A 22,168-nucleotide genomic window follows, 5' to 3' on the forward strand; every position below is an offset into this window, starting at 1 on the left:
ACGGCACGACACGGCCCTGATCCATTAGGCTTGAGCCTCCAGCGGAGTCCGGGAAGACGATGAACGACAACGGCAGCAGTCCCAGCAAGCGCGCCGGCAAGGCAGTGACGGTGACCGACATCGCGCGTGCCATTGGCGTGTCACGGGCGACCGTGTCGCTGGTGTTGCGCGGCAGCCCGCTGGTCAACGTCGATACCCGTGCCAAGGTCGAGGCCGAGCTGCGCCGGCAGCGCTATGTCTACAACCGCGCTGCCGCCAACCTGCGCCGACGTACCTCGTCGAGCATCGCGCTGGTGATCAACGATCTTTCCAACCCGTTCTTCGCCGAATTCGCGTCCGGCGTGGACGAGGCGCTGGGCGGACGCGGTTACGTGACCCTGCTCGGCAGCACTGGCGAATCGCCGGAGCGCCAGCAGGCGGTGCTGTCCACGTTGATGGAGCACACCCCGGCCGGCCTGATCCTGTCGCCGGCCGAGGGCAGCGATACCGTGCAGTTGCGACAGGCACTGGGTGCCAATGCCAACGTGCTGCTGTTCAACCGCGAACTGGAAGGGGCCGACTGGGACTTCCTGACCCTGGACAACCAGCACGGCGCCTATCTGGCCACGCGTCACCTGATCGAGCGCGGCCATCGCCAGATCGCCTTCTTCGGCGGCCACGCCGCATCCAGTTCCTGCCACCAGCGCCGCGCCGGGTTCCAGCAGGCGCTGGCCGAGGCCGGGCTGTCGCTGCCGCCGGGTTGGATGATCGAGTCGGCGCCGAACCGCCTGGAAGCGGCAGCGCGCACCGATGAGCTGTTTGCCGATGGCCATCGGCCGAGTGCGGCGGTCTGCTACAACGACACCGTCGCGCTGGGCCTGATGCTGGGCTTGAATTCACGGGGCATCCGTCCGGGCGGTGACTTTGCCGTTACCGGCTTCGACGATATTTCCGAGGCTGCGGTGGCGGTGCCGCCGTTGACCACGCTCACCGCCGATCCGCGCGAGCGGGGCCGGCAAGCTGCGGCGCTGCTGCTGCAACGACTGGACGAACCGGACGCGCCGCCACGGCGCACGGTCGCGCCGGTGCAGTTGCGCATCCGCGAAAGCAGTGCCGCACGACCGAACTGATTTATTCCATACCCCCCTTCCACGCAACAACGACCTTCCGCGCATCGAGGCGCGTACCGCATGCCGATCTCCGCAACGCCCCGTCCAACGGGATCTTCGGGCAACGCACCTGCCGTCACCAACGGCAAGGCGCTGGCCGTGGTCACCACGATCTTCTTCATGTGGGGCTTCCTGACCTGCCTCAATGACATCCTGATCCCGCACCTGAAGGCGGTGTTCGAGCTGAACTACGCCAAGGCGATGCTGGTGCAGTTCACCTTCTTCGGCACCTATTTCCTGATGTCGCTGCCGGCGGGTCGGCTGGTGGCGGCGCTGGGCTACAAGAAGGGCATCGTGGCCGGCCTGGTGATTGCCGGTATCGGTGCGCTGGGCTTCTGGCCGGCGGCCGAGCTGCGCGTGTATGGCGCCTTCCTGGGCGCACTGTTCGTTCTGGCCACCGGCATCACCGTGCTTCAGGTTGCTGCGAATCCCTACGTCGCGCTGCTGGGCCCGGAGCAGACCAGCTCCAGTCGCCTGACCCTGGCGCAGGCACTGAACTCGCTGGGCACGGCCATCGCCCCGATCTTCGGCGGCATGCTGATCCTGTCCAACACGGTGAAGAGTGCCGATGACATCGCGGCACTGCCGGCCGCCGAACAGCTGGCCTACCGTGCCGCCGAGGCGCAGGCCGTGCAGGGCCCGTACGTGGGGCTGGCCGTTGCGCTGGTGCTGCTGGCGCTGTTCGTATACCTGTTCCGCCTGCCGGCACTGAGCGACGCCACCGAGCAGGCCGACCAGGGCCACCACCACAGCTACCTGGATGCGCTGCGCAAGCGCCACCTGCTGCTGGGTGTGCTGGGCATCTTCTTCTACGTCGGTGCCGAAGTTTCGATCGGCAGCTTCCTGGTCAACTACCTGTCGATGCCCAACATCGGCGGCTTCAGCGAGCAGGAAGCCACGCATTACGTGTCGGCCTACTGGACGATGGCGATGATCGGCCGCTTCGCCGGCTCGGCGCTGCTGGCGCGCTTCTCGCCCAGCCGCCTGCTGGCGATCTTCGCGCTGGTCAACGTGGGGCTGCTGGTCACGACCATGCTGACCTCCGGCAACATCGCGCTGTACTCGGTGGTGGCGATCGGCCTGTTCAATTCGATCATGTTCCCGACCATCTTCGCGCTGAGCATCGAGCGCCTGGGCCCGCTGACCAACAAGGGTTCCAGCCTGCTGATCATGGCCATCGTCGGCGGTGCGGTGGTGCCGTACCTGCAGGGCGTGCTGGCCGACCACATCGGTGTGCAGGCCAGCTTCATCCTGCCGCTGCTGTGCTACGGCTACATCATTTTCTACGGACTGGTCGGCGCACGTACGCCGGCTTCCGCAACGCAGGGAGGCTGAGTCCGGAATGGGTTCCATCGTTTGCTTCGGCGAAATTTTGATCGATCTACTAGCGCAGCCGCCGGCCTCGGCCGATACGCCGCGGGCGTTCCTGCAGTACGCCGGCGGGGCGCCGGCCAACGTTGCCGTGGCCGCTGCGCGGCTGGGTGCGAAGACCCAGTTCGTCGGCATGCTCGGCCGTGACATGTTCGGTGACTTCCTGGCCGACAGCCTGGTCGAGCACGGCGTGGGCACGGATTACATCGTGCGTACCGATGCGGCGAAGACTGCGCTGGCCTTCGTCGCCCTCGACGCCAGTGGCGAGCGCAGCTTCAGCTTCTACCGCCCGCCAGCGGCAGACCTGCTGTTCCGTGACAGCGATTTCCAGGCCGCCTGCCTCGACAGCGCGCAGTGCTTCCACGTCTGCTCCAACAGCCTGACCGAGCCGGGCATCGCCGAGGCGACCTTTGCCGGCATGGACCGTGCACGTGCGGCCGGCGCGGTGGTCAGCCTCGATCTGAACCTGCGTCCCGCGCTGTGGCCGGCGAACGAGGATCCGACGCCGCGCCTGTGGCAGGCGCTGGAACGCGCCGATCTGGTGAAGCTGTCGCGCGAGGAACTGGACTACCTGGCCGCGCCGCTGGGCAGTGACGGCGAGGCGACGGTGCTGCGGCGCCTGCTGGCCGCGCAGGCGCGCTGGGTCATCGTCACCGACGGTGCTGCCACGCTGCACTGGTACACCCGCGACAACCACGGCACGGTCACCAGTTTCCGCGTGGCCACGGTCGACACCACGGCTGCTGGCGATGCCTTCGTCGGCGGCGTGCTGGTCGGCCTGCTGGAGCGCGGTGGGGCGGGCGCTGGTTTCGCTGCGTTCTGCCAGGACCCGGAGGCGATCACCGCCACGCTGCGTTTCGGCGCCGCCGTGGGGGCGCTGGCTGTTACCCGCAAGGGCGCGTTCGCCGCAATGCCCTCGCTCGATGAAGTGCAGCAGCTGCTGCAGGCACAGGACATTACCGCATGAGCACCTCGCCCGATTTCCGTTCGCCCGCGTTCCTGCGCGCGCACATCGCCGATACCATGGCGTTCTACCATCCGCGCTGCATCGATCCGGACGGCGGCTTCTTTCACTACTTCCGGGATGACGGCAGCGTCTACGATGCCAGCCACCGCCACCTGGTGAGCAGCACGCGCTTCGTCTTCAACTACGCGATGGCCTACCGCGAATTCGGCAATGCCGAGTACCGCGAGGCGGTCGAGCACGGCGTGCGCTACCTGCGCGAGGTGCACCGCAACCCGGCCACCGGTGGCTACGCCTGGACCCTGCGTGATGGCAAGGTCGAGGACGACATGAACCACTGCTACGGCGTGGCGTTCGTGCTGCTGGCCTACAGTTGCGCGCTGAAGGCCGGTGTCGAGCAGGCCCGCGAGTGGATGGACGAAACCTGGCAGCTGCTGGAAGCGCGCTTCTGGGAGCCACAGCACGGCCTGTACAAGGACGAGGCCGATGGCCAGTGGAACTTCACCGGCTATCGCGGCCAGAACGCCAACATGCACATGTGCGAGGCGATGCTGGCGGCGTTCGAGGCCAGTGGTGAGCAGCGCTATGTCGAGCGTGCGCTGCAGCTGGCCGACAACATGACCCGCCGCCAGGCGGCCAAGGCCGGCGGGCTGGTCTGGGAGCACTACGATGAGAACTGGGAGATCGACTGGGACTACAACCTGGACGACCCCAAGCACCTGTTCCGCCCGTGGGGCTTCCAGCCCGGCCACCAGACCGAATGGGCCAAGCTGTTGCTGATCCTCGATCGCCACGTGCAGGCCGACTGGCTGGTGCCGACCGCGCAGCATCTGTTCGATGTGGCTGTGGCGCGCAGCTGGGACGAGGCGCGCGGTGGCTTGTACTACGGTTTCGCACCGGAAACGCGCCGACAGGCGGGCATGGACGGTGCCCCGATCGGCGGCGACAGCTTCGTCTGCGACGACGACAAGTATTTCTGGGTGCAGGCCGAAACGCTGGCCACCGCCGCACTGATGGCCAAGTGCACCGGTGATGACCGCTACTGGCAGTGGTACGAGCGCATCTGGGCGTACTCGTGGGAGCACTTCGTCGACCATCAGTACGGCGCCTGGTTCCGCATCCTCGATGCCGACAACCGCAAGTACAGCGACGAGAAGAGCCCGGCCGGCAAGGTGGATTACCACACCATGGGTGCGTGCTACGAAGTGTTGAACGTGGTGCGTTGAAGATCGTTTGAATGCAGTAGTGCCAGGCCATGCCTGGCAATCCGGAATCGGTAGCGCCGGGCGACGCCCGGCGGAAAACAGGAGCTCCGCGTGCATCGTCTTTCCCTCGTTGTCCGTCTGCTCCTGCTGCTGATCGCAGTCTCCGCCTTCCCGGCAACTGCAGCCCCGCTGCAGGCGCGATGGGAATTCCGCATGCTGCCCGGCGATGCGCAGGGCGCCGCCCACCCGGGCCTGCAGCAGTGGCGTGCGGCGAAGGTGCCGGGCAGCGTGCACACCGACCTGCTCGCCCACGCGCTGATCCGCGATCCGTACGTCGGTGCGCCTGAGGCAGAGCTGCAATGGATCGGGCTGGCTGCCTGGGAGTACCGCGCCCGCTTCGACGTGGATGCGGCGACACTGGCCAAGCCCAATGCCGAGCTGCGCTTCGATGGGCTGGATACCTATGCCGAAGTCAGCCTCAACGGCAGGCCGCTGCTGCGCGCGGACAATGCGCACCGCACCTGGCGTGCGCGCGTGGAAGGGCGCCTGCGCGCGAGCGGCAATGAACTGCAGATCGTGTTCCGCTCACCGATCCGCACGCTGTTGCCGGGTGTGCAGGCGATGCCGCACAAGATCGCTGGCAATTACCCGTCGCCGTATGGCGATGAGCCGAAGGAAGCGATGGTCGGCAACTTCGCGCGCAAGCCGGCCTACCATTTCGGCTGGGACTGGGGCCCGCGCTATGTCACCGCCGGCCTGTGGCGCGGGGTCGACCTGCAGGCCTGGGATGCGCACCGCCTGACCGATCTTGCCGTGCGTACCGATGCGTTGAGCGCGGAGCAGGCGAGGCTGGCGGTATTGCTGCAGGTGGAGCAGGGTAACGCTGCCGGTTCTGCGGTGGTCCATCTCGATGTGCGCGATCCGCAGGGTCGCAGCGTGGCCCAGGTGCAGCGCACGGTGCTGCTGAAGCCCGGCCAGAACGCTGTCGAAGTACCGGTCGAACTGGCCAAGCCGCAGCGCTGGTGGCCGGTCGGCCACGGTGCACAGGACCGCTACACCGTGCAGGCCCGCCTGGACGGTGGCGCCGATGCAGCGCTGGTGCGCGAGCAGCGTATCGGCCTGCGCACGGTTGAACTGCGCCGCGAGGAAGACGGTAAGGGCGGGCAGGGCTTCGCTTTCGTCATCAACGGCGTGGAGATCTTCGCAAAGGGCGCCAACGTCATTCCGTTCGATGCCTTCCCCGCACGCGTCGATGCCGCGCGCCTGCGCCAGGTGCTGACCGCCGCACGCGACGCCAACATGAACATGCTGCGCAACTGGGGTGGCGGCTACTACGAGGACGATGCCTTCTTCGACATCGCCGACGAACTGGGCCTGCTGGTCTGGCAGGACTTCATGTTCGGTGGTGGCATGCAGCCGGGCTACGATCCGGCCTTCCGTGCCAGCGTGGTGGCCGAGGCACGCGACAATGTGCGCCGGCTGCGCCATCACCCCAGCATCGTGCTGTGGTGTGGCAACAACGAGGAAGAAACCGCCTGGAAGGACTGGGGCCACGGCCGCGACCTGAAGGCGGCCGACCCGGCGTTTGCCGAGAAGGTCTGGCAGGGCTATGTCGACCTGTTCGGCAATGATCTGCGTCAGGTAGTGAGTGAGGAGGGCCTGGGCGTGCCGTACTGGTCCAGCTCGCCCAGCAACGACCTTGACGAAAAGGCGAACGACTCGACCCGTGGCGACAAGCACTACTGGCAGGTCTGGGGCAATCCGGCGCTGCCGGTGCAGGCTTACCTGCGCGAGACGCCGCGCTTCATGTCCGAGTACGGCCTGCAGGCATGGCCGCCGTTGGCCACCGTGGACCAGATCGCCACCCGCGCCGAGCAGCGCATCGACAGCCCGGTGATCCGCGCGCACCAGAAATTCATGGCCGGCGAGGGCAACAGCCGCCTGCTGCACTACATCGAACTGGGCTACGGCACGCCGAAGGACTTCGAGGACTTCGTCTACCTCAGCCAGGTGATGCAGGCCGATGGCATCGCGCTGGCCGCGTTGCACCATCGCGCTTCGCGGCCGTACACCATGGGCTCGCTGTACTGGCAGCTCAACGACGTCTGGCCGGGTGCTTCATGGTCCAGCGTGGACTACTTCGGTCGCTGGAAGGCATTGCATTTTGCCGCGCGGCGCTTCTTCGCGCCGGTCACGCTGGCGGCATTGCGTGATGAGGGTAGTACGCGGGTGCGCCTGATCAATGATGGCGCTGCCGCAGATGCACGCTGGCGGCTGCGGGTGATGGATGTGGATGGCAAGGTGCTGCGTCGTCGCGAGGACGCGGTGACGTTGACGGCGGCGGGCGTCACCTCGATTGGTGATTTCCGCGATGCCGAGCTGCTGGCCAGTGCCGATCCGAAGCGCACGGTGGCCGTGTTCGAGCTGCTGCAGAACGGGGCGGTCAGTGCCCGCCAGATCGTCGGATTCGTCGAAGCCAAGGACCAGGTGTTGCCGCGGCAGAAGCTGAAGGCCACCTTGTCCATCGAAGGCGATCACTACCGTCTGCGCCTGGAAAGCGCGACTTACGTGCGCGCGACGTGGATCGATTTCGGCGCGCTGGATGTGCAGATCGAAGACAACCTGCTGGACCTGCTGCCGGGCGAGACCCGGGACATTGCGGTGCGCGGCCCGGTGGACCTGACTGCCCTGCGCGAAGCAATGAAGCTGAAGACCCTCAACGATCGTTGAGGGCGGCGTATCCCGCATTGGCAGGTGCCAACCTTGGTTGGCACACCCCGAACATGCCAACCAAGGCTGGCATCTACCAGAAGCGGAGACGGGTAGGTGCGGACCGTTGGTCCGCCCACCTCGATCGTTGAGGGCGGCACATCCTGTTTTGGTAGGTGCCAACCTTGGTTGGCACACCCCGAACATGCCAACCAAAGTTGGCATCTACCAGAAGCGGAGACGGGTAGGTGCGGACCGTTGGTCCGCACACCTCGATCGTTGAGGGCGGCACATCCTGTTTTGGTAGGTGCCAACCTTGGTTGGCACACACCGAACATGCCAACCAAGGTTGGCATCTACCAGAAGCGGAGACGGGCAGCTGCGGACCGTTGGTCCGCACACCTTGATCGTTGAGGGCGGCACATCCTGTTTTGGTAGGTGCCAACCTTGGTTGGCACACCCCGAACATGCCAACCAAGGTTGGCATCTACCAGACGCGGAGACGGGTAGGTGCGGACCGTTGGTCCGCACACCTCGATCGTTGAGGGCGGCGTATCCCGCATTGGCAGGTGCCAACCTTGGTTGGCACACACCGAACATGCCAACCAAGGTTGGCATCCACCAGACGCGGAGACGGGTAGGTGCGGACCGTTGGTCCGCACACATCTCTTCTTTACAGCTGGATCTGCTGGAAGTTCTCGACCCGCTCGTGGCCGTTGGCGGCCTGGCCGATGCGCGGCATCGGGTAATCATCCAGGCGATCGATCAGGCGGGTCTGCAGGCCGGCTTCGCGGGCGGCGTCCAATTCCTCCACCACATCGGACAGGAACAGGATCTCGCCGGCCGGCACGCCGATCGCCTGCACGATGCGGCGGTAGCTGTCGGCCTCGCGCTTGCCACCGATCTCGGTATCGAACCAGCCCGACACCAGCGGGCTGAGGTCACCGGCATCGCTGAAACCGAAGAACAGCTTCTGCGCCGGCACCGAGCCGGAGGAGTACACGTACAGCGGTAGGCCGGCGGCATGCCAGCCTTTCAGCACCGGCGCCACTTCCGGGTAGAAGTGCGCGGTGTAGTCGCCGCGGCGGTAGCCTTCATCCCAGATCAGGCCCTGCAGCGCCTTCAGTGCGGTGTGTTTGCGGTCCTGGTCGATCCAGCCCTGCAGGGTCTCGGCCACCAGGCTGTCCTGGCAGGCGCTGCCGATCTCGGTAGCCACCGCGTCCAGCCAGCGGCGGACCTCCGGCTGCTGGCCATGTTCGGCGACGAACGCCGGCAAGGCCTTGCGGGCATAGGGGAACAGCACGTTCTTGACGAACGAGATGCTGCTGGTGGTGCCTTCGATGTCGGTCAGGATGACGCGGGGCTGCATGGATCAGGACGCCTGGGTAGGTACGTAGCGGGGAAACTTCTGCGCGATGTCGGTGCCGGTGAAGTGGCCGACCCAGCCGTCCGGCTCGGTGAAGAAGCGGATCGCCACGAAGCTCGGTTCATCGCCCATGTCGAACCAGTGGGTGGTGCCATCGGGCACGGCGATCAGGTCGTCCTTCACGCACTCGATCTCATAGACCTTGTCACCCACGTGCAGGGTGAACAGGCCGGAGCCTGCGACGAAGAAGCGCACCTCGTCTTCCTTGTGGAAGTGCTCGTCGAGGAACTTCTTCCGCAGCTCGGCGCGGTTGGGGTTGTCCGGGGCGATCGAGGCGACGTCCACGCTCTTGAAGCCGCGCTCGGCGACCAGGCGGTCGATGTCCGCGCGGTAGGCGGCGAACACTTCCTCCTGGCTGGCGCCCGGCGCAACCGGTGCGGTGGCCTGCCAGCGCTCGAAGGTGACGCCGATCTTCTGCAGTTCGGCAGCGATGACCGCGCCGTCCTGGGTGTCCAGCAGCGGCGATTCGGGGCGGGTGTCGTCGTAGATGCGCAGTCGGCTCATGGCGGCAGCTTGAACGTCTCGGGGGGAAGACAGGGTATCAGGGTGGGGCGAGGTGCAGATTCCGGATCGGCATCTGCACCTGCGCGCGGGTTCAGCCGCGCAGCCTGCGCAGTTCCAGTTCGCAGTGGAACAGGAATTCGAAGGCTTCCAGATGACGGCGCGCCTCGGCCATGTCACGGCCCCAGGCGTACAGGCCGTGGCCGTCGATCAGGTAGCCCCACAGGTTCTGGCGGTCGAGCAGATCATCGACCTGCTTCGAAAGCACGTTCATGTCCTGGGTGTTGGCGAACACCGGTACGTCGATGGCCATCTCGTGGGTGCTGTTGCCGGCGAAGGCCTTCAGCAGTTCGTAGCCTTCCAGGTGCACATGACCCTGCGGCGCGTACAGGCGCGAGGCAATGGTCTGCACCGGCGAATGGGTGTGCAGTACGCAGCCGATTTCCGGGAAGCGGCGGTACAGCTGGGTGTGCAGCAGGGTTTCGGCGGAGGGGCGCAGCGGGCGGCCGACGGCCTTGCCATCGAAGTCCACCACCATGATGTCGTCCTCGATCAGGCGGCCCTTGTCCTTGCCCGAGACGGTGATCGCGGCGTGGCGGTCATCCAGGCGGTGGGAGAAGTTGCTGCTGGTGGCCGGGGTCCAGCCGGCCTGGGCCAGTTCGCGGACGTTGTCGATCAGCAGCTGGGCCAGTTCGCCCAGGCGGGCGGTGTCGTAGGGGAAGGTGGTGGTGTCCATGGACGGCATTTTACGTGATCCGGCCCGATGCTGGGCCCGCGCGGCGACCTCCTGCCTGTTGCGTGGGCAACGCGAAGCGGTGTGCTGGCAGGCGGCGCGCAGGGGTTGGATCGAGGCAAGCACAGCGCTGGCTGAATGGGGAGGGCAGCGCTCCCGCTGGAAGCGATTCCGGTCGTGGACAGCCCTCTTGCCGCGAAACATCATCGGATTGCCGCAGAAGTTCCGGCGGGCGCCAAGGAAAGGAGTACTTCGATGATCGCGCGCGCGATGGGGATGATGGGGGCGATTGGCATCATGCTTGCCAGCAGTGGCTGCACGATGGAATGGGTGAAGATGGATGCGGGTGCGCGGTCATTCGGCCCCGCCCATTCGAGTTGCAGGGCGCAGGCCGACGATCACTGGCCGGTCAGGAATGAAGTGGCCACGCGCACCGTCTACGAAGACCGCAAGGTGCCCTGCAGGCTTGATGAAGTCTGCGCCATTGACGGCAAGTACAACATGGTACCCATGCCGAAAGAGGAGAGTTACATCGTGGACGTCAACGCGTCCGACCGCAGCAGCGAGTTCAATGCCTGCATGGCCGGTGCCGGCTGGCAGCAGCAGCTCATCTGGTTCAATCGCCGCTAGGCGGGGCCGGCGCGGCGGACGACAGCGGCTCGATCGGTTGCTGCTCAACGGACTCGAGGCAGCAGTGGCCAGCGGAGAATGACGTGGCTCTGCGAACCGTTCAGGCGTTGAGGCTGGAGACGAGCAGGGGGCAGGACAAGAACACGTACGACGTGGACGGAAAGTACGAGCGCGTGCAGCGACCGGAAATCGAGAAGGATGATGGAGATGGCTACGTGTATGCGACTGGCCGTGGCTGCGGGGCTTGCGCTGTTGACCAGGGGTTGTGCGACCGAATGGGCCCGCTTCAGTGATCATGCTGATCCGCTGGAAGAGTCGCGGTGGCGCTGCAGGGCAGAGGCCAACGAGAAGTGGCCGGAGAAGATGGACGTTGTCGAGCGCACCGAGGAGACCGAGGTGCTGACGGTCTGCAAGGAAGGCGAGACATGCGACGTGGATGGCAAATACAAGAAGATGCTGATGCCAAAGACCGAGCGCCACACCGTGGACGTCAACGCCAGGGAGAATCACGAGCACTTCATGGGCTGCATGGGCGGCGCAGGCTGGATACAGAAGACCATCTGGTTTGGCCGCAGATGATCATCGTCGGGCGCCCTGGTCGCTGGGAATGACCATCATCCACGCATGGCGTGGATCCACCGGATGCGCCGGGAGAGTGTCGAAGGTGGGGAGGGGTGAGGTTGCGGGGGCGTGAGCCGCATGGATGCGGCGACCGAGCTTACAGGGATGTACTTGCAGCGCCCCCCGCAATCTCGCCCCTCCCCGCCAAACCCTCAGACCCGCTGTTGCCGTTGCCGTTGCTCCGGCTTCAAAGGCGGGTGCAGGGCCGCAGGCCCTGCAATCCCTTTATTTCGCGCGCAGGCGGCTGTGCCGGAACCCGTAGCAGAAATAGATCACGAAACCGACGAACGTCCACACCCCCATCAGCATCCAGTTGTGCATCGTCATCGCCGACAGCAGGGCAAGGCAACTCAGCACGCCCAGGCTGCAGATCAGCCACGCCATCGGCATGCGGAACGGGCGCGGCAGGTCCGGCTGGGTACGGCGCAGGATCAGCACGCCGGCGCAGACTGCGGCGAACGCGATCAGCGTGCCCATCGAGGTCAGCTCGCCCAGGATGTCCAGCGGGAACAGCGCCGCCAGCAGCGCGATGCCGATGCCGGTGATCACGGTGTTGATGTGCGGAGTGCGGTACTTCGGGTGGATCCTGGTGAACACCGGCGGCAGCAGGCCGTCGCGACCCATGATCATGAAGATGCGCGGCTGGCCGATGATCATCACCAGCACCACCGAGGACAGGCCGACCAGCGCGCCGACCTCGACCACCCAGCGCAGCCAGCCCAGCTGCGGATGCGCGGCCACGGCAGTCACCACCGGCTCGTCGGTGCCGAGCAGCTGGAACGGCACCAGGCCGGTCATCACCGCAGCCATCGCGATGTACAGCACGGTGCAGATCACCAGCGACAGCATCATGCCGAACGGCATGTCACGCTGCGGATTCTTCGATTCCTGCGCCGCCACCGACACCGCTTCGAAGCCGATGTAGGCGAAGAACACCATCGCCGCGCCACGCAGTACGCCTTCCATGCCGTACTTGCCAGGCCCTTCGTTGGCGGGAATGAACGGGGTCCAGTTGCTGGTGTCCACATACTTCCAGCCGACCACGATGACCAGCAGGATCAGGCCGGTCTTGAGCACGACCATCGCCATGTTCATCGCCGAGGACTTGCTGATGCCGACGTAGCACAGCCAGGTCAGCAGCAGTACCAGCGCAGCGGCCGGCAGGTTGGCGATCGCGCCGGTGGGGCGCAGCTGTGCATCGAGTGGGGCGCTGACCAGCGCCGCCGGTAGATGGATGTCGAACTGGCTGAGCAGGCTCAGGAAATAGCCGGTCCAGCTGACCGCGACCGCCGAGGCGGAGACGCCGTACTCGAGCACCAGCATCCAGCCGATGAACCAGGCCGAGAGCTCGCCGAAGGTGGCGTAGGTGTAGGTGTAGGCGCTGCCGGAGACCGGCACCATCGAGGCGAATTCGGCATAGGCCAGTGCGCAGAAGGCGCAACAGATGGCGGCCAGTACGAACGACAGCATGATGGCCGGGCCGGCGTGGTTGGCGGCGGCCTGGCCGGTGATGACGAAGATGCCGCCGCCGATCACCGCGCCGATACCGAGGGCAGTCAGGCCCCAGGGGCCGAGGTGGCGGCGCAGGCTCAGGCCGTTGGCCTCTTCATGGGCGGCATGCGGGTGCTTGGTGGCCCACAGTTGCTTGAACATGTGTGGTGGTCTTGTCGAAGCGCGCCACGGGCGGCGCGCGGGGAAAACGGACGGGCCGGCGCGAGGCCGGCCCGTAGGCGGATCAGGGCGACTTGGCAAGCTTGCTGTTGCGGATGCCGTAGCCCAGGTAGATCAGCAGGCCGAGCAGGGTCCAGCCAACGAACAGGTGCCAATGCACCACGAACGCCTGCCAGAACAGGAACAGGCAGGTGGCAGCGCCGAGCGGGCAGATGATCCAGACCATCGGCACGCGGAACGGGCGGTGCAGGTCCGGCTTGGTATAGCGCAGCACCAGCACGCCGACGCAGACGGTGGCGAAGGCCAGCAGGGTCCCCATCGAGACGAGTTCGCCGAGCACGTTCAGCGGCACCAGGCCGGCCAGCGCGGCAGCGATCACGCCGACCACGATGGTGGCGACGTACGGGGTGCGGAAGCGGGCGTGGACCTTGCCGAAGAACTTCGGCAGCAGGCCGTCGCGGGAGATGGTGTAGGCGATGCGGGTCTGGCCCATCATCATCACCAGCACCACCGAGGACAGGCCGGCGATGGCGCCGATTTCCACGAACGTCTTCAGCCAGGACAGGGTCGGGTAGGGCTCCAGCGCGGTGGCCACCGGCTTGTCGGTGCCCAGCAGGTGGTACGGCATCATGCCGGTCAGTACCGCGCAGACGATGATGTAGACGATCGTGCACACCGCCAGCGAGCCGAGCAGGCCGATCGGCATGTTGCGCTGTGGGTCCTTGGTTTCACCGGCGGCGGTGGAGACCGCGTCGAAGCCGATGTAGGCGAAGAACACGATGGTGGCGGCGCGGAAGATGCCGCTCCAGCCGAACTCACCCGGCACGCCGGTGTTTTCCGGGATGAACGGCTGCCAGTTGGCCGGGTCGATATGGGCCGCGCCGATGCCGATGAACAGGCAGATGACGGTGACCTTGATTGCCACGATGATGGCGTTGACGAAGGCCGACTGGGTCACGCCCACGTACAGCAGGCCGGACACCGCCGCCACGATCAGCACCGCCGGCAGGTTGAACAGCTTGCCGGAGGAGACGAACTCGCTGCCGGTCCAGGCGATGGGCGCGGCGCTGAGCAGGTCCGGGAACGGCATGTGCAAGGTGGTGGTGATGAAGCTGATCAGGTACGCCGACCAGCCCACCGCGACCGAGGCCGAGGCGAACAGGTACTCCAGCACCAGGCACCAGCCGATGAACCAGGCCATGCCTTCGCCCAGGGTGGCGTAGGAGTACGAGTAGGCACTGCCGGAGACCGGCATCATCGCCGCGAACTCGGCGTAGCACAGGCCCGCCAGGGCACAGGCGAAACCGGCCAGCACGAACGAAAGCATCACCGCCGGGCCGGCATGGTTGGCCGCGGCCTGGCCGGTCAGCACGAAGATACCAGCGCCGATCACCGCACCCACGCCAAGCAGGATGAGGTGTTTAGCCGTGAGGGTCCGTTTCAGCGTGGCTTCGCCGTCCAGGCTGCCTTCGATGGGTTCGCCGGCATCGACGTGCCCGGCCGGTTCAACCGGCTTGACCCTCAACAGAGCTTTCAGCATGCAGTACTTCCTAGTGATCGGATGGGGTGGGCCGCCGATACGTTGCCGGCAACCCTGGAATGGTGAAGGCCGCGCGAACGGCCCGCTGTACCTTAGCCAAAGCTGAAGCCAACGCACAAGCGCAATCGCAACAATGAACGGCGATAATGAGCAGTATTTTTCCAGACCGCCCCCATTCATGCGCCAGACCGCCGAAACCCTTGCCGTGCTTGACGATCGCTTGCGTGGCCTGCTGCGGGACTATGCCCGCCGTGAGCCTGCCCACGACGCACTGGCTGCCGAATTCGGCACATTGCTGGACGATCCGGAAGATCCGTTCCGCCGCGAGCGCCTGGCCGGCCACTTCACCGCCAGCTGCTGGCTGGTCAGTGCCGATGGCCAGCGCCTGCTGCTGACCCACCACCGCAAGCTGCAACGCTGGCTGCAGCTGGGCGGCCACGCCGACGGCGACCGTGACCTGGCCCAGGTGGCGCTGAAGGAGGCCGAAGAGGAGTCGGGCCTGAGCGGCCTGGTGCTGGAAGACCCGGCGATCTTCGATCTGGACAAGCACTGGATCCCGGAGCGCAAGGACGTGCCGGGGCACTGGCACTACGACGTGCGTTTCGTAATCCGCGCGCTGGGTGGCGAAGCCTTCGTGCTCAGCGAGGAGTCACTTGACCTGGCATGGCGGCCGGTGACCGAAGTCGTGTCCGATCCGGAATCGGACGAGTCCATGCAGCGCATGGCGCGCCGGTGGCTGGCACGTTGAGGTAAAAAGGGGACGGAGGGGATTAAGTCGTTTATAGCGCATGTGCCGCAAACGACTTAATCCCCTCCGTCCCCTTTTTTCAATACAGGATGCGCGTCCGCAGCGTGCCCGGAATCGCGGCCAGTTCGTCGCGCACGGCGGCGGCCTGTGCCTCGCTGGCGGTGATGTCGATCACCACGTAGCCCACCTTCGGGTCGGTGCGCAGGAACTGGCCGTCGATGTTGACGTTGTGTCGCGAGAAGATCTCGTTGACCTTGGACAGCACGCCCGGCACGTTCTGGTGGATGTGCAGCAGGCGCAGGCTGTCTTCGTGTTCGGGCAGGGTCACTTCCGGGAAGTTGACCGCCGACAGGGTGCTGCCGTTGTCGCTGTAGCGCACCAGCTTGGCCGCCACCTCCACGCCGATGTTGTCCTGCGCCTCCAGCGTGCTGCCGCCCACGTGCGGGGTCAGGATCACATTGTCGTGGCGGGTCAGCGGCGATTCGAAGATATCGCCATTGCCCTTCGGCTCGACCGGGAACACGTCCAGCGCGGCGCCACCGACGTGGCCGCTGGCCAGCGCCGCGTCCAGCGCATCGATGTCGACCACGGTGCCGCGCGCGGCGTTGATCAGGTGCGCGCCCTTGCGCATCTTCGCCAGCTCGGTGCTGCCGATCATCCACTGCGTGGCCGGGGTCTCCGGCACATGCAGGGTGACGATGTCGGCGCGGGCCAGCAGGTCGTCCAGGCTGGCCGCAGCACGCGCATTGCCCAGCGCCAGCTTGGTTTCCACGTCGTGGAAGATCACCTGCATGCCCAGCGATTCGGCCAGCACGCCGACCTGGGTGCCGATGTGGCCATAGCCGATGATGCCCAGGGTCTTGCCACGCACCTCATGGCTGCCGCTGGCCGACTTCGACCAGCCGCCGCGATGGCACTCGGCATTCTTCTGCGGAATGCCACGGGTCAGCATGATCGCCTCGGCAATGACCAGCTCGGCCACGCTGCGGGTGTTGGAATAGGGCGCGTTGAACACCGGGATGCCGGCCAGCTCGGCCGCGTCCAGGTCGACCTGGTTGGTGCCGATGCAGAAGCAGCCCACCGCGATCAGGCGCTTGGCCTCGGCCAGCACCTCGGCGCTGAGCTGGGTGCGCGAGCGGATGCCGACGATGTGCGCCTCGGCGATGCGCGCCTTCAGTTCGTCCTCGGGCAGCGCCTTGGTGTGCGCCTCGATCTGGCTGTAGCCGGCGGCGCTGAACACCTCCACGGCGGTCTGGCTGACCCCCTCCAGCAACAGCACGCGGATATCCTGCTTGGGGAACGAGGTCTTCTTCGGCGACATGGGGCGACACGGCCAGTGGGACAGGGGCTGACCACTATGCCAGATCGAAGCGCCCATGGTGCAGTGCGCAATTGGTTGCATCCGTAGCTATCTGCAGCGCGGCGGGGCTGGACGCTGGCGCGTGCCGCTGGCACGCTTGCCCGTTCTTCACGCCCCGCGCTGGACCGTCATGACCGATTCCCGCATTGCCTCGCTGCAGCAGGCCTGTCCCGGCCTGAAGCTGAAGACCGACCCGGCCGACCTGGAGCACTACGGGCGCGACTGGACCCGGCGCTGGACGCCGGCGCCGCTGGCGATCGCACTGCCGGCCACGGTCGAGGAAGTGCAGGCGGTGATGCGCTGGAGTGCAGGCGAGGGCGTGGCCGTGGTGCCGTCCGGCGGCCGTACCGGCCTCTCCGGTGGCGCGGTGGCTGCCAACGGCGAGCTGGTGCTCAGCCTGGAACGGATGAACAAGGCGCTGGCCTACGACGCGGTCGATCGCACCCTGGTGGTGCAGGCCGGCATGCCGCTGGAGGCCGTGCACAACGCCGCGCTGGACCACGGCCTGATCTACCCGGTGGATTTCGCCGCGCGTGGTTCCTGCACGATCGGCGGCAACATCGCTACCAATGCCGGTGGCATCCGCGTGATCCGTTACGGCAACACCCGCGAGTGGATCGCCGGGCTGAAGGTGGTCACCGCCAGTGGCGAGTTGCTGGAGCTCAACAAGGGCCTGATCAAGAACTCCAGCGGCTATGACTTCCGCCAGCTGCTGATCGGTTCGGAAGGCACGCTGGGCGTGATCGTCGAAGCGACGGTGAAGCTGACCGATCCGCCGCCGGCCAGCAACGTGATGCTGCTGGCGCTGCCCAGCTTCGAAGTGCTGATGCAGGTATTCGCCGCGTTCCGCGCACGGCTGCAGCTGCAGGCCTTCGAATTCTTCACTGATCGCGCGCTGGAGCACGTGCTGGCGCATGGTGCGCAGGCACCGTTCGACGAGGTGCACCCGTATTACGTGGTCACCGAGTTCGCCGCCAACGACGAAGCGCAGGAAGCGGCGGCGATGGCGGCCTTCGAGGACTGCATGGGCAACGGCTGGGTCAGCGACGGCGTGATCAGTGCCAGCGATGCCCAGGCCGCCCAGTTGTGGCGCCTGCGCGAAGGCATCACCGAATCGCTGGCGCGCTACAAGCCCTACAAGAACGACGTCTCGGTGCGGATCTCGGCGATGCCGGCGTTCCTGGCCGAGACCCAGGCATTGATCGGGCAGGCCTACCCGCACTTCGATGTGGTGTGGTTCGGTCATATCGGTGACGGCAACCTGCACATCAACGTGCTCAAGCCCGATGACACCAGCGACGCCGATTTCGTGGCGCAGTGCGAGCATGTGACCAAGCTGCTGGCGCAGGTGCTGGCCCGGTTCGATGGCAGCATCTCGGCTGAACACGGCATCGGCCTGGTCAAGAAGGGCTACCTGGACAGCACCCGCGGCCCGGCCGAGATCGCCCTGATGAAGGCGGTCAAACGTGCGTTCGATCCCCAAGCGCGGCTGAATCCCGGCAAGCTGTTCGACGTTTGAGCCGGGCAAATCCTTCACGCACCCGTTACGCTCCACGCATCCTCACAACCGGCTTCGAACCGATGACCCGTCCGCTTCTGCTGCTCGCCCTGCTGTCCCTGCCGCTGGCCGGCTTCGCTTCCAGCTTCGCCGGCACCTCGGCCGGTTCCGCCACCGGTGCATCGTCGGGCTCTTCGGCCAGCAGCTCGGGCGACGACAAGGTGGTGCAGGCCGCACGCGACGATGCCGCCGCGTTCATCGCCAGCGACGGCCAGATCCGTGGCGCCCGCCTGCAGGCCGCGCTGGTCCACCTGCGTGAGCAGAGCGCTGCCGCGCAGCAGCAGAGCGACCTGGAACTGGCCCGCGCGCTGCTGGCGCGTTGATCCCGGGTAGTGCCGGCCGCTGGCTGGCAACGCCATGACATCTGCACGGAACGCAGCCAGGCATGGCCTGGCTCTACTGCTGGCCGTTCCGGCCGCACATGCCAGCAGCGACCTGCGCCTGGATCCGGAAGGGCTGAGCCCTGCACAGCAGCAGGTGGCGATGCAGACCCTGGCCGACGTGCAGTCCCTGCTGCCAGATGGCCTGCTGCGCTCACTGCCAGCACACGTGCAGGTGCGCTGGAGCGACCACCTGCCGGCCGATGTGCACGGTCGCGCTTTCGCCGGCCGCATCGACCTGCGTCGCGAGCTGCTGGATGATGCCGTGCCCGGCGCACGCCGTGCACAACGCAGCGCGCTGGTGCATGAACTGACCCATGTTGCAGACCGTAGCGGCGCGAACTGGTCGCGCAGTGCGCGCTGGCGCGACCTGGCCGGATGGCAGCGCAAGCCCTGGCATCTTGGCCGTGGTGGCAACGACTTCCGTGACCGTAGTCCGGATGCCTATGAGCTGAAGGACCCGGCCGAGTACCTGGCAGTGAACGCCGAGCATTTCGTGCTCGACAGCGAGTTTGCCTGCCGGCGCCCGGCGCTGGCGCAGTGGTACCAGGCCCATTTCGGAACCCCGCCATCGCTGCCGCAGTCGCACTGCGCGGCCACGTTGCCATTGCTGCAGGCCGAATCGGAAGAGGGTGCGGCATCGCTGCTGCAGCTCGATCCTTCGCGCGTCTACGCCGTGGACTACCTATTCGCCGAAGGCAGTGCGCAGCCGATGAGCCGCTGGGGGCACAGCATGCTGCGGCTGGTGATCTGCCGGCCGGGCCGTGCGCCGGGGCCAGACTGCCGCCTGGACCTGGAGTACCACCGCGTGCTGTCGTTCCGCGCATTCGTAGGTGATGTGCAGATTTCCAACTGGCGTGGCCTGACCGGCGGCTATCCCTCGCGCCTGTTCGTGCTGCCGCTGCAGCAGGTGGTGGACGAGTACACCAAGGTGGAACTGCGTGGGTTGCAGTCGCTGCCGTTGCAGTTGTCGCCCGGCGAGATCGCCGGCCTGCTCGAGCGCACTGCACAGGTGCACTGGAGCTATGACGGGCGCTATTACTTCGTCAGCAACAACTGCGCGGTGGAAACTGCAAAGCTGCTGCAGGCGGGTGTGCCGCGCCTGGGGGCGGCCGGGCTGGCCCAGCTGAGTCCGCGCGGGTTGAAGCGTCGGCTGTCCCGGCTGCATGTGCTGGACGAGCAGGTGCTGACGGACCGCAATGCAGCGCAGGCGCAGGGCTACTACTTTGCCTCGGCGCGCGATCACTATCAGCAGTTGTTCGCGGTGGCGAGCTCACAGCTGGGGCTGCCGGTGCGCGATGTGCGCGCCTGGCTGAAGCTGCCCGCACAGCAGCGTGCGCCCTGGCTGCTGCAGGGTGACCTGCGTGCCAGCGCCGGGCTGCTGCTGCTGGAACAGGCTGCGCAACGCCGCGCTGAACTGCGCGCGCGCGATGTGCTGAAACGGCGCCTGCTGGCGGCACCGGACAGTGCCGAGACGCGCGGCCTGCGCCAGCTGCTGGAGCAGGGTGGGCAATGGCTGCGCCCGGGTACGCTGCTGGTCGACGATGGCTACGGATTGCCGCTTGCCGATGAGCAGGCGGTGCTGGCCGAAGCGGTTGCCACTGCCAGCGCAGAGGCGGTGCCGGCCTGGCAGGCGCTGCGCGTGCAGCTGCGCCAGCAGTTGCCGGCGGGCCAGCGCAACGAGATGGATGCGATCGATGCCAACCTCGCCGCGCTCGGCGCACGCCTGCGGGAACAGGCAGCCACGCCCGCTACTGGCGCGGAAGCTCGATGACGAAGCGGCTGCCGCCGGCGCTGCCGGGCGTGCAGTAGACGCGGCCGCCATGTGCATCGGCGATGGCCTTGACCACCGCCAGGCCCAGCCCGCTGCCGCCGCCCTGGCGGGAGCGCGAGCCGTCGGCGCGCATGAACGGAGTGAAGATGTCGGTGTGAAGTTCCGGGTCGATGCCCGGGCCTTCGTCCTCGATCGCCACCTGCACGTGTCCGGGCGTGTCGTGCACGGCAATCCGCACCTTGCCCGGGCTGGCGTAGCGGCGCGCATTCTCCAGCAGTGCCAGCAGGGCCTGGCGCAAGCGTGTCGGGTCACAGTGCGCGTTGTGTTCCTCGCGGCTGGTTTCCAGCTCCAGCACGAAGCCGGCGGCGCGGAACTGCGGGTCGACCAGGGTCATCACCGAATGCACTTCGGCCACCACGTCGGTGCGCGCGCGGCGTACGTCCAACCGCGCGTTGTCGGACAGGCTCAACACGCGCAGATCCTCGATCAGGCGTGAGAGGCCTTCGACCTGTGCCAGCAGGCTGCGGAACTGGGATTCGTCTGGCTGGAACACACCCTCGGCCAGCCCCTGCAGGCGACCACGCAGGATCGTCACCGGAGTCCGCAGTTCATGGGCAATGGCCGCATGCCACATCGCGCGCTCGCTCTCCATGTGCTGCAGGCGGCGCGCCATCGCATTGAAATCCTCGACCAGGGTGGCCACTTCGCCGGGTGAGTTTTCCTGGGCGCTGGCGCGCGCACCGAGGTCGCCACCGGCAAGCGCGCGCACGCTGTCAACCAGTGAATTCAACGGCGACAGGATGCGATGGGCAAGACGGAACGAGGCGGCGATGGCCAGTGCCAGGCCGGTCAGGATCACCCCGACCATCCATGCCAGCTCCGGCCCGGTCGGCAGCCAGCTTTCCGGCTCTTCGGCACTGCCGGGGAAGAACTCGACCAGCACCGCGTACAGCAGCCACGACGACAGGATCATCATCACGATGACGCCGATCACCATCAGCGACATCGAGACGATGATGTGGCGGCTGAGCCCGGAGCGGCGCAGGCGGGCCATCAGCGGTCGGCCATCAACCGGTAGCCGACACCGCGCACGCTGGCCGGAACATTGACCATGCCCACTTCATCCAGCTTGCGGCGCAGCTTGCTGACATGGCTGTCGACCGTGCGCTCCAACGCCTCGCTTTCCGGCAGGCATTCGTGCATCAGTTCGCTGCGGCTGAAGATGCGGGTCGGCGCCAGCGCCATGCAGTGCAGCAGCTTGAACTCGGTGAGGGTGAGCAGCACTTCGTGGCTGTAGCCGTCGCCTTCCACATGCACGGCATGGGTGGCCGAGTCGATCAGCAACGGGCCCGCGCGCAGTGCGGTCGGTGCGTCCACGCGCGAGCCACGCAGCGTACGCCGCAGCACGGCGCGCACGCGCGCTGCCACTTCGGCTGGATTGAACGGCTTGACCACGTAGTCGTCGGCGCCCATGCGCAGCGCAGTCAGCTTGTCCAGGTCCTGGTCCAGCGCGGTCAGCATGATCACCGGCGTTTCGCCGCGCTGGCGTAGCTGGGTCAGTACGCTCCAGCCATCCAGCCGCGGCAGTTGTACGTCGAGCAGGACCAGGTCGGGGCGGGCGCTGCGGTGCAGGTCCAGTGCACTGTGGCCATCGGCGGCACGCAGGGTGCGTAGTCCTTCGCGTTCCAGGTAGGCGGTAAGAATATCGGCGATCTCGGCCTCATCCTCGACGATCAGGACTAGGGCGGCGAGGGCAGGGGAGGCATGCATGCAGGGGCGGGGCCTTAAGGTGCTTGCCTCCATCGTATCTCCACAGTTCCTCCATCGAA

19 protein-coding genes are annotated in these 22,168 nt (G+C 66.5%); 11 read left to right on the forward strand and 8 right to left on the reverse strand.

The features are described 5' to 3' along the window. Positions 1 to 59: 59 nt before the first annotated feature. From AC5P67_RS13280 to AC5P67_RS13300, 5 genes are all read left to right on the forward strand, one after another. Entirely contained in the window at positions 60 to 1,109 is a 1,050-nt protein-coding gene (locus tag AC5P67_RS13280; RefSeq protein ID WP_005413180.1) for a LacI family DNA-binding transcriptional regulator, read from the forward strand. 60 nt (positions 1,110 to 1,169) lie between these two features. Next, entirely contained in the window at positions 1,170 to 2,483 is a 1,314-nt protein-coding gene (fucP, locus tag AC5P67_RS13285; RefSeq protein ID WP_005409446.1) for an L-fucose:H+ symporter permease, read from the forward strand. A gap of 7 nt (positions 2,484 to 2,490) precedes the next feature. Next, positions 2,491 to 3,486 carry a carbohydrate kinase family protein gene (locus AC5P67_RS13290; RefSeq protein ID WP_005409447.1) on the forward strand — a complete coding sequence of 332 codons (996 nt, stop codon included), beginning with the start codon at positions 2,491 to 2,493 and terminating at the stop codon, positions 3,484 to 3,486. Next, positions 3,483 to 4,709 (forward strand): AGE family epimerase/isomerase, encoded by a 1,227-nt coding sequence (locus AC5P67_RS13295; RefSeq protein ID WP_099561859.1) that lies wholly within the window; start codon positions 3,483 to 3,485, stop codon positions 4,707 to 4,709. Before AC5P67_RS13290 ends, AC5P67_RS13295 begins: the two co-directional genes overlap by 4 nt. A 90-nt stretch (positions 4,710 to 4,799) precedes the next feature. Beyond that, positions 4,800 to 7,418, forward strand: a complete 2,619-nt coding sequence (locus AC5P67_RS13300) for a beta-mannosidase (RefSeq protein WP_495214769.1) — start codon at positions 4,800 to 4,802, stop codon at positions 7,416 to 7,418. Between the two features lie 652 nt (positions 7,419 to 8,070). On the opposite strand, the gene mtnC is transcribed toward AC5P67_RS13300, so the two are convergent. From mtnC to AC5P67_RS13315, 3 genes are all read right to left on the reverse strand, one after another. Beyond that, the gene (mtnC, locus tag AC5P67_RS13305; RefSeq protein ID WP_115875235.1) at positions 8,071 to 8,766 is read right to left on the reverse strand and encodes an acireductone synthase; all 696 of its coding nucleotides are present in this window, start codon (positions 8,764 to 8,766) and stop codon (positions 8,071 to 8,073) included. 3 nt (positions 8,767 to 8,769) lie between these two features. Next, on the reverse strand, positions 8,770 to 9,327 hold the full coding sequence (locus AC5P67_RS13310; RefSeq protein WP_005409451.1) for a 1,2-dihydroxy-3-keto-5-methylthiopentene dioxygenase: 558 nt from the start codon (positions 9,325 to 9,327) through the stop codon (positions 8,770 to 8,772). Between the two features lie 91 nt (positions 9,328 to 9,418). Further along, positions 9,419 to 10,060 carry a methylthioribulose 1-phosphate dehydratase gene (locus AC5P67_RS13315; protein WP_043035629.1) on the reverse strand — a complete coding sequence of 214 codons (642 nt, stop codon included), beginning with the start codon at positions 10,058 to 10,060 and terminating at the stop codon, positions 9,419 to 9,421. Between the two features lie 252 nt (positions 10,061 to 10,312). Here AC5P67_RS13315 and AC5P67_RS13320 point away from each other — a divergent pair, with 252 nt between their 5' ends. Both AC5P67_RS13320 and AC5P67_RS13325 read left to right on the forward strand, forming a co-directional pair. After that, the gene (locus AC5P67_RS13320) at positions 10,313 to 10,687 is read left to right on the forward strand and encodes a hypothetical protein (RefSeq protein WP_032957971.1); all 375 of its coding nucleotides are present in this window, start codon (positions 10,313 to 10,315) and stop codon (positions 10,685 to 10,687) included. Between the two features lie 219 nt (positions 10,688 to 10,906). Continuing rightward, complete coding sequence (locus AC5P67_RS13325; protein WP_495214770.1) at positions 10,907 to 11,266, forward strand: hypothetical protein; 360 nt, start codon at positions 10,907 to 10,909, stop codon at positions 11,264 to 11,266. Positions 11,267 to 11,533: 267 nt separating this feature from the next. Here the strand turns inward: AC5P67_RS13325 and AC5P67_RS13330 are convergent, their stop codons facing one another. After that, entirely contained in the window at positions 11,534 to 12,961 is a 1,428-nt protein-coding gene (locus AC5P67_RS13330; RefSeq protein WP_060380254.1) for an amino acid permease, read from the reverse strand. An 82-nt stretch (positions 12,962 to 13,043) separates the two neighbouring features. Then, positions 13,044 to 14,519: an amino acid permease gene (locus tag AC5P67_RS13335; protein WP_005409456.1), complete on the reverse strand. Its 1,476-nt coding sequence runs from the start codon at positions 14,517 to 14,519 to the stop codon at positions 13,044 to 13,046. 133 nt (positions 14,520 to 14,652) lie between these two features. On the opposite strand from AC5P67_RS13335, the gene AC5P67_RS13340 reads away from it, so the two are divergent. Beyond that, positions 14,653 to 15,267: an NUDIX hydrolase gene (locus tag AC5P67_RS13340; protein WP_012480055.1), complete on the forward strand. Its 615-nt coding sequence runs from the start codon at positions 14,653 to 14,655 to the stop codon at positions 15,265 to 15,267. A gap of 79 nt (positions 15,268 to 15,346) precedes the next feature. Here AC5P67_RS13340 and serA read toward each other — a convergent pair whose 3' ends face one another. Next, entirely contained in the window at positions 15,347 to 16,588 is a 1,242-nt protein-coding gene (gene serA / locus AC5P67_RS13345) for a phosphoglycerate dehydrogenase (RefSeq protein ID WP_005409458.1), read from the reverse strand. Between the two features lie 169 nt (positions 16,589 to 16,757). Between serA and AC5P67_RS13350 the strand changes: the two genes are divergently transcribed. From AC5P67_RS13350 to AC5P67_RS13360, 3 genes are all read left to right on the forward strand, one after another. Then, entirely contained in the window at positions 16,758 to 18,146 is a 1,389-nt protein-coding gene (locus tag AC5P67_RS13350) for an FAD-binding oxidoreductase (RefSeq protein WP_024958330.1), read from the forward strand. A 62-nt stretch (positions 18,147 to 18,208) separates the two neighbouring features. Beyond that, positions 18,209 to 18,508, forward strand: coding sequence for a DUF2388 domain-containing protein (locus AC5P67_RS13355; RefSeq protein ID WP_005409460.1), 300 nt, complete (start codon positions 18,209 to 18,211; stop codon positions 18,506 to 18,508). 34 nt (positions 18,509 to 18,542) lie between these two features. Beyond that, a complete protein-coding gene (locus AC5P67_RS13360; RefSeq protein ID WP_329754775.1) occupies positions 18,543 to 20,339 on the forward strand; it encodes a DUF4105 domain-containing protein in 1,797 nt (598 codons plus the stop codon). Here the strand turns inward: AC5P67_RS13360 and AC5P67_RS13365 are convergent. Together AC5P67_RS13365 and AC5P67_RS13370 are read right to left on the reverse strand one after the other, a co-directional pair. Next, on the reverse strand, positions 20,317 to 21,393 hold the full coding sequence (locus tag AC5P67_RS13365; protein WP_005409462.1) for an ATP-binding protein: 1,077 nt from the start codon (positions 21,391 to 21,393) through the stop codon (positions 20,317 to 20,319). The two genes, AC5P67_RS13360 and AC5P67_RS13365, sit on opposite strands and share 23 nt — an antisense overlap. Next, entirely contained in the window at positions 21,393 to 22,109 is a 717-nt protein-coding gene (locus tag AC5P67_RS13370) for a response regulator (RefSeq protein ID WP_005413196.1), read from the reverse strand. The genes AC5P67_RS13365 and AC5P67_RS13370 overlap by 1 nt, the downstream gene beginning before the upstream one ends. Between the last annotated feature and the right edge of the window lie 59 nt (positions 22,110 to 22,168).

This window comes from Stenotrophomonas sp. YJH_SMC_21 (assembly GCF_059369555.1).

Excerpts from the sequence above, each read along its gene's own strand:
- AC5P67_RS13280 (WP_005413180.1), top strand. The coding sequence starts at position 60 with ATGAACGACAACGGCAGCAGTCCCAGCAAGCGCGCCGGCAAGGCAGTG.
- fucP (WP_005409446.1), top strand. The coding sequence starts at position 1,170 with ATGCCGATCTCCGCAACGCCCCGTCCAACGGGATCTTCGGGCAACGCA.
- AC5P67_RS13290 (WP_005409447.1), top strand. The coding sequence starts at position 2,491 with ATGGGTTCCATCGTTTGCTTCGGCGAAATTTTGATCGATCTACTAGCG.
- AC5P67_RS13295 (WP_099561859.1), top strand. The coding sequence starts at position 3,483 with ATGAGCACCTCGCCCGATTTCCGTTCGCCCGCGTTCCTGCGCGCGCAC.
- mtnC (WP_115875235.1), bottom strand. The coding sequence starts at position 8,766 with ATGCAGCCCCGCGTCATCCTGACCGACATCGAAGGCACCACCAGCAGC.
- AC5P67_RS13310 (WP_005409451.1), bottom strand. The coding sequence starts at position 9,327 with ATGAGCCGACTGCGCATCTACGACGACACCCGCCCCGAATCGCCGCTG.
- AC5P67_RS13315 (WP_043035629.1), bottom strand. The coding sequence starts at position 10,060 with ATGGACACCACCACCTTCCCCTACGACACCGCCCGCCTGGGCGAACTG.
- AC5P67_RS13320 (WP_032957971.1), top strand. The coding sequence starts at position 10,313 with ATGATCGCGCGCGCGATGGGGATGATGGGGGCGATTGGCATCATGCTT.
- AC5P67_RS13325 (WP_495214770.1), top strand. The coding sequence starts at position 10,907 with ATGCGACTGGCCGTGGCTGCGGGGCTTGCGCTGTTGACCAGGGGTTGT.
- AC5P67_RS13330 (WP_060380254.1), bottom strand. The coding sequence starts at position 12,961 with ATGTTCAAGCAACTGTGGGCCACCAAGCACCCGCATGCCGCCCATGAA.
- AC5P67_RS13335 (WP_005409456.1), bottom strand. The coding sequence starts at position 14,519 with ATGCTGAAAGCTCTGTTGAGGGTCAAGCCGGTTGAACCGGCCGGGCAC.
- AC5P67_RS13340 (WP_012480055.1), top strand. The coding sequence starts at position 14,653 with ATGAACGGCGATAATGAGCAGTATTTTTCCAGACCGCCCCCATTCATG.
- serA (WP_005409458.1), bottom strand. The coding sequence starts at position 16,588 with ATGTCGCCGAAGAAGACCTCGTTCCCCAAGCAGGATATCCGCGTGCTG.
- AC5P67_RS13350 (WP_024958330.1), top strand. The coding sequence starts at position 16,758 with ATGACCGATTCCCGCATTGCCTCGCTGCAGCAGGCCTGTCCCGGCCTG.
- AC5P67_RS13355 (WP_005409460.1), top strand. The coding sequence starts at position 18,209 with ATGACCCGTCCGCTTCTGCTGCTCGCCCTGCTGTCCCTGCCGCTGGCC.
- AC5P67_RS13360 (WP_329754775.1), top strand. The coding sequence starts at position 18,543 with ATGACATCTGCACGGAACGCAGCCAGGCATGGCCTGGCTCTACTGCTG.
- AC5P67_RS13365 (WP_005409462.1), bottom strand. The coding sequence starts at position 21,393 with ATGGCCCGCCTGCGCCGCTCCGGGCTCAGCCGCCACATCATCGTCTCG.
- AC5P67_RS13370 (WP_005413196.1), bottom strand. The coding sequence starts at position 22,109 with ATGCATGCCTCCCCTGCCCTCGCCGCCCTAGTCCTGATCGTCGAGGAT.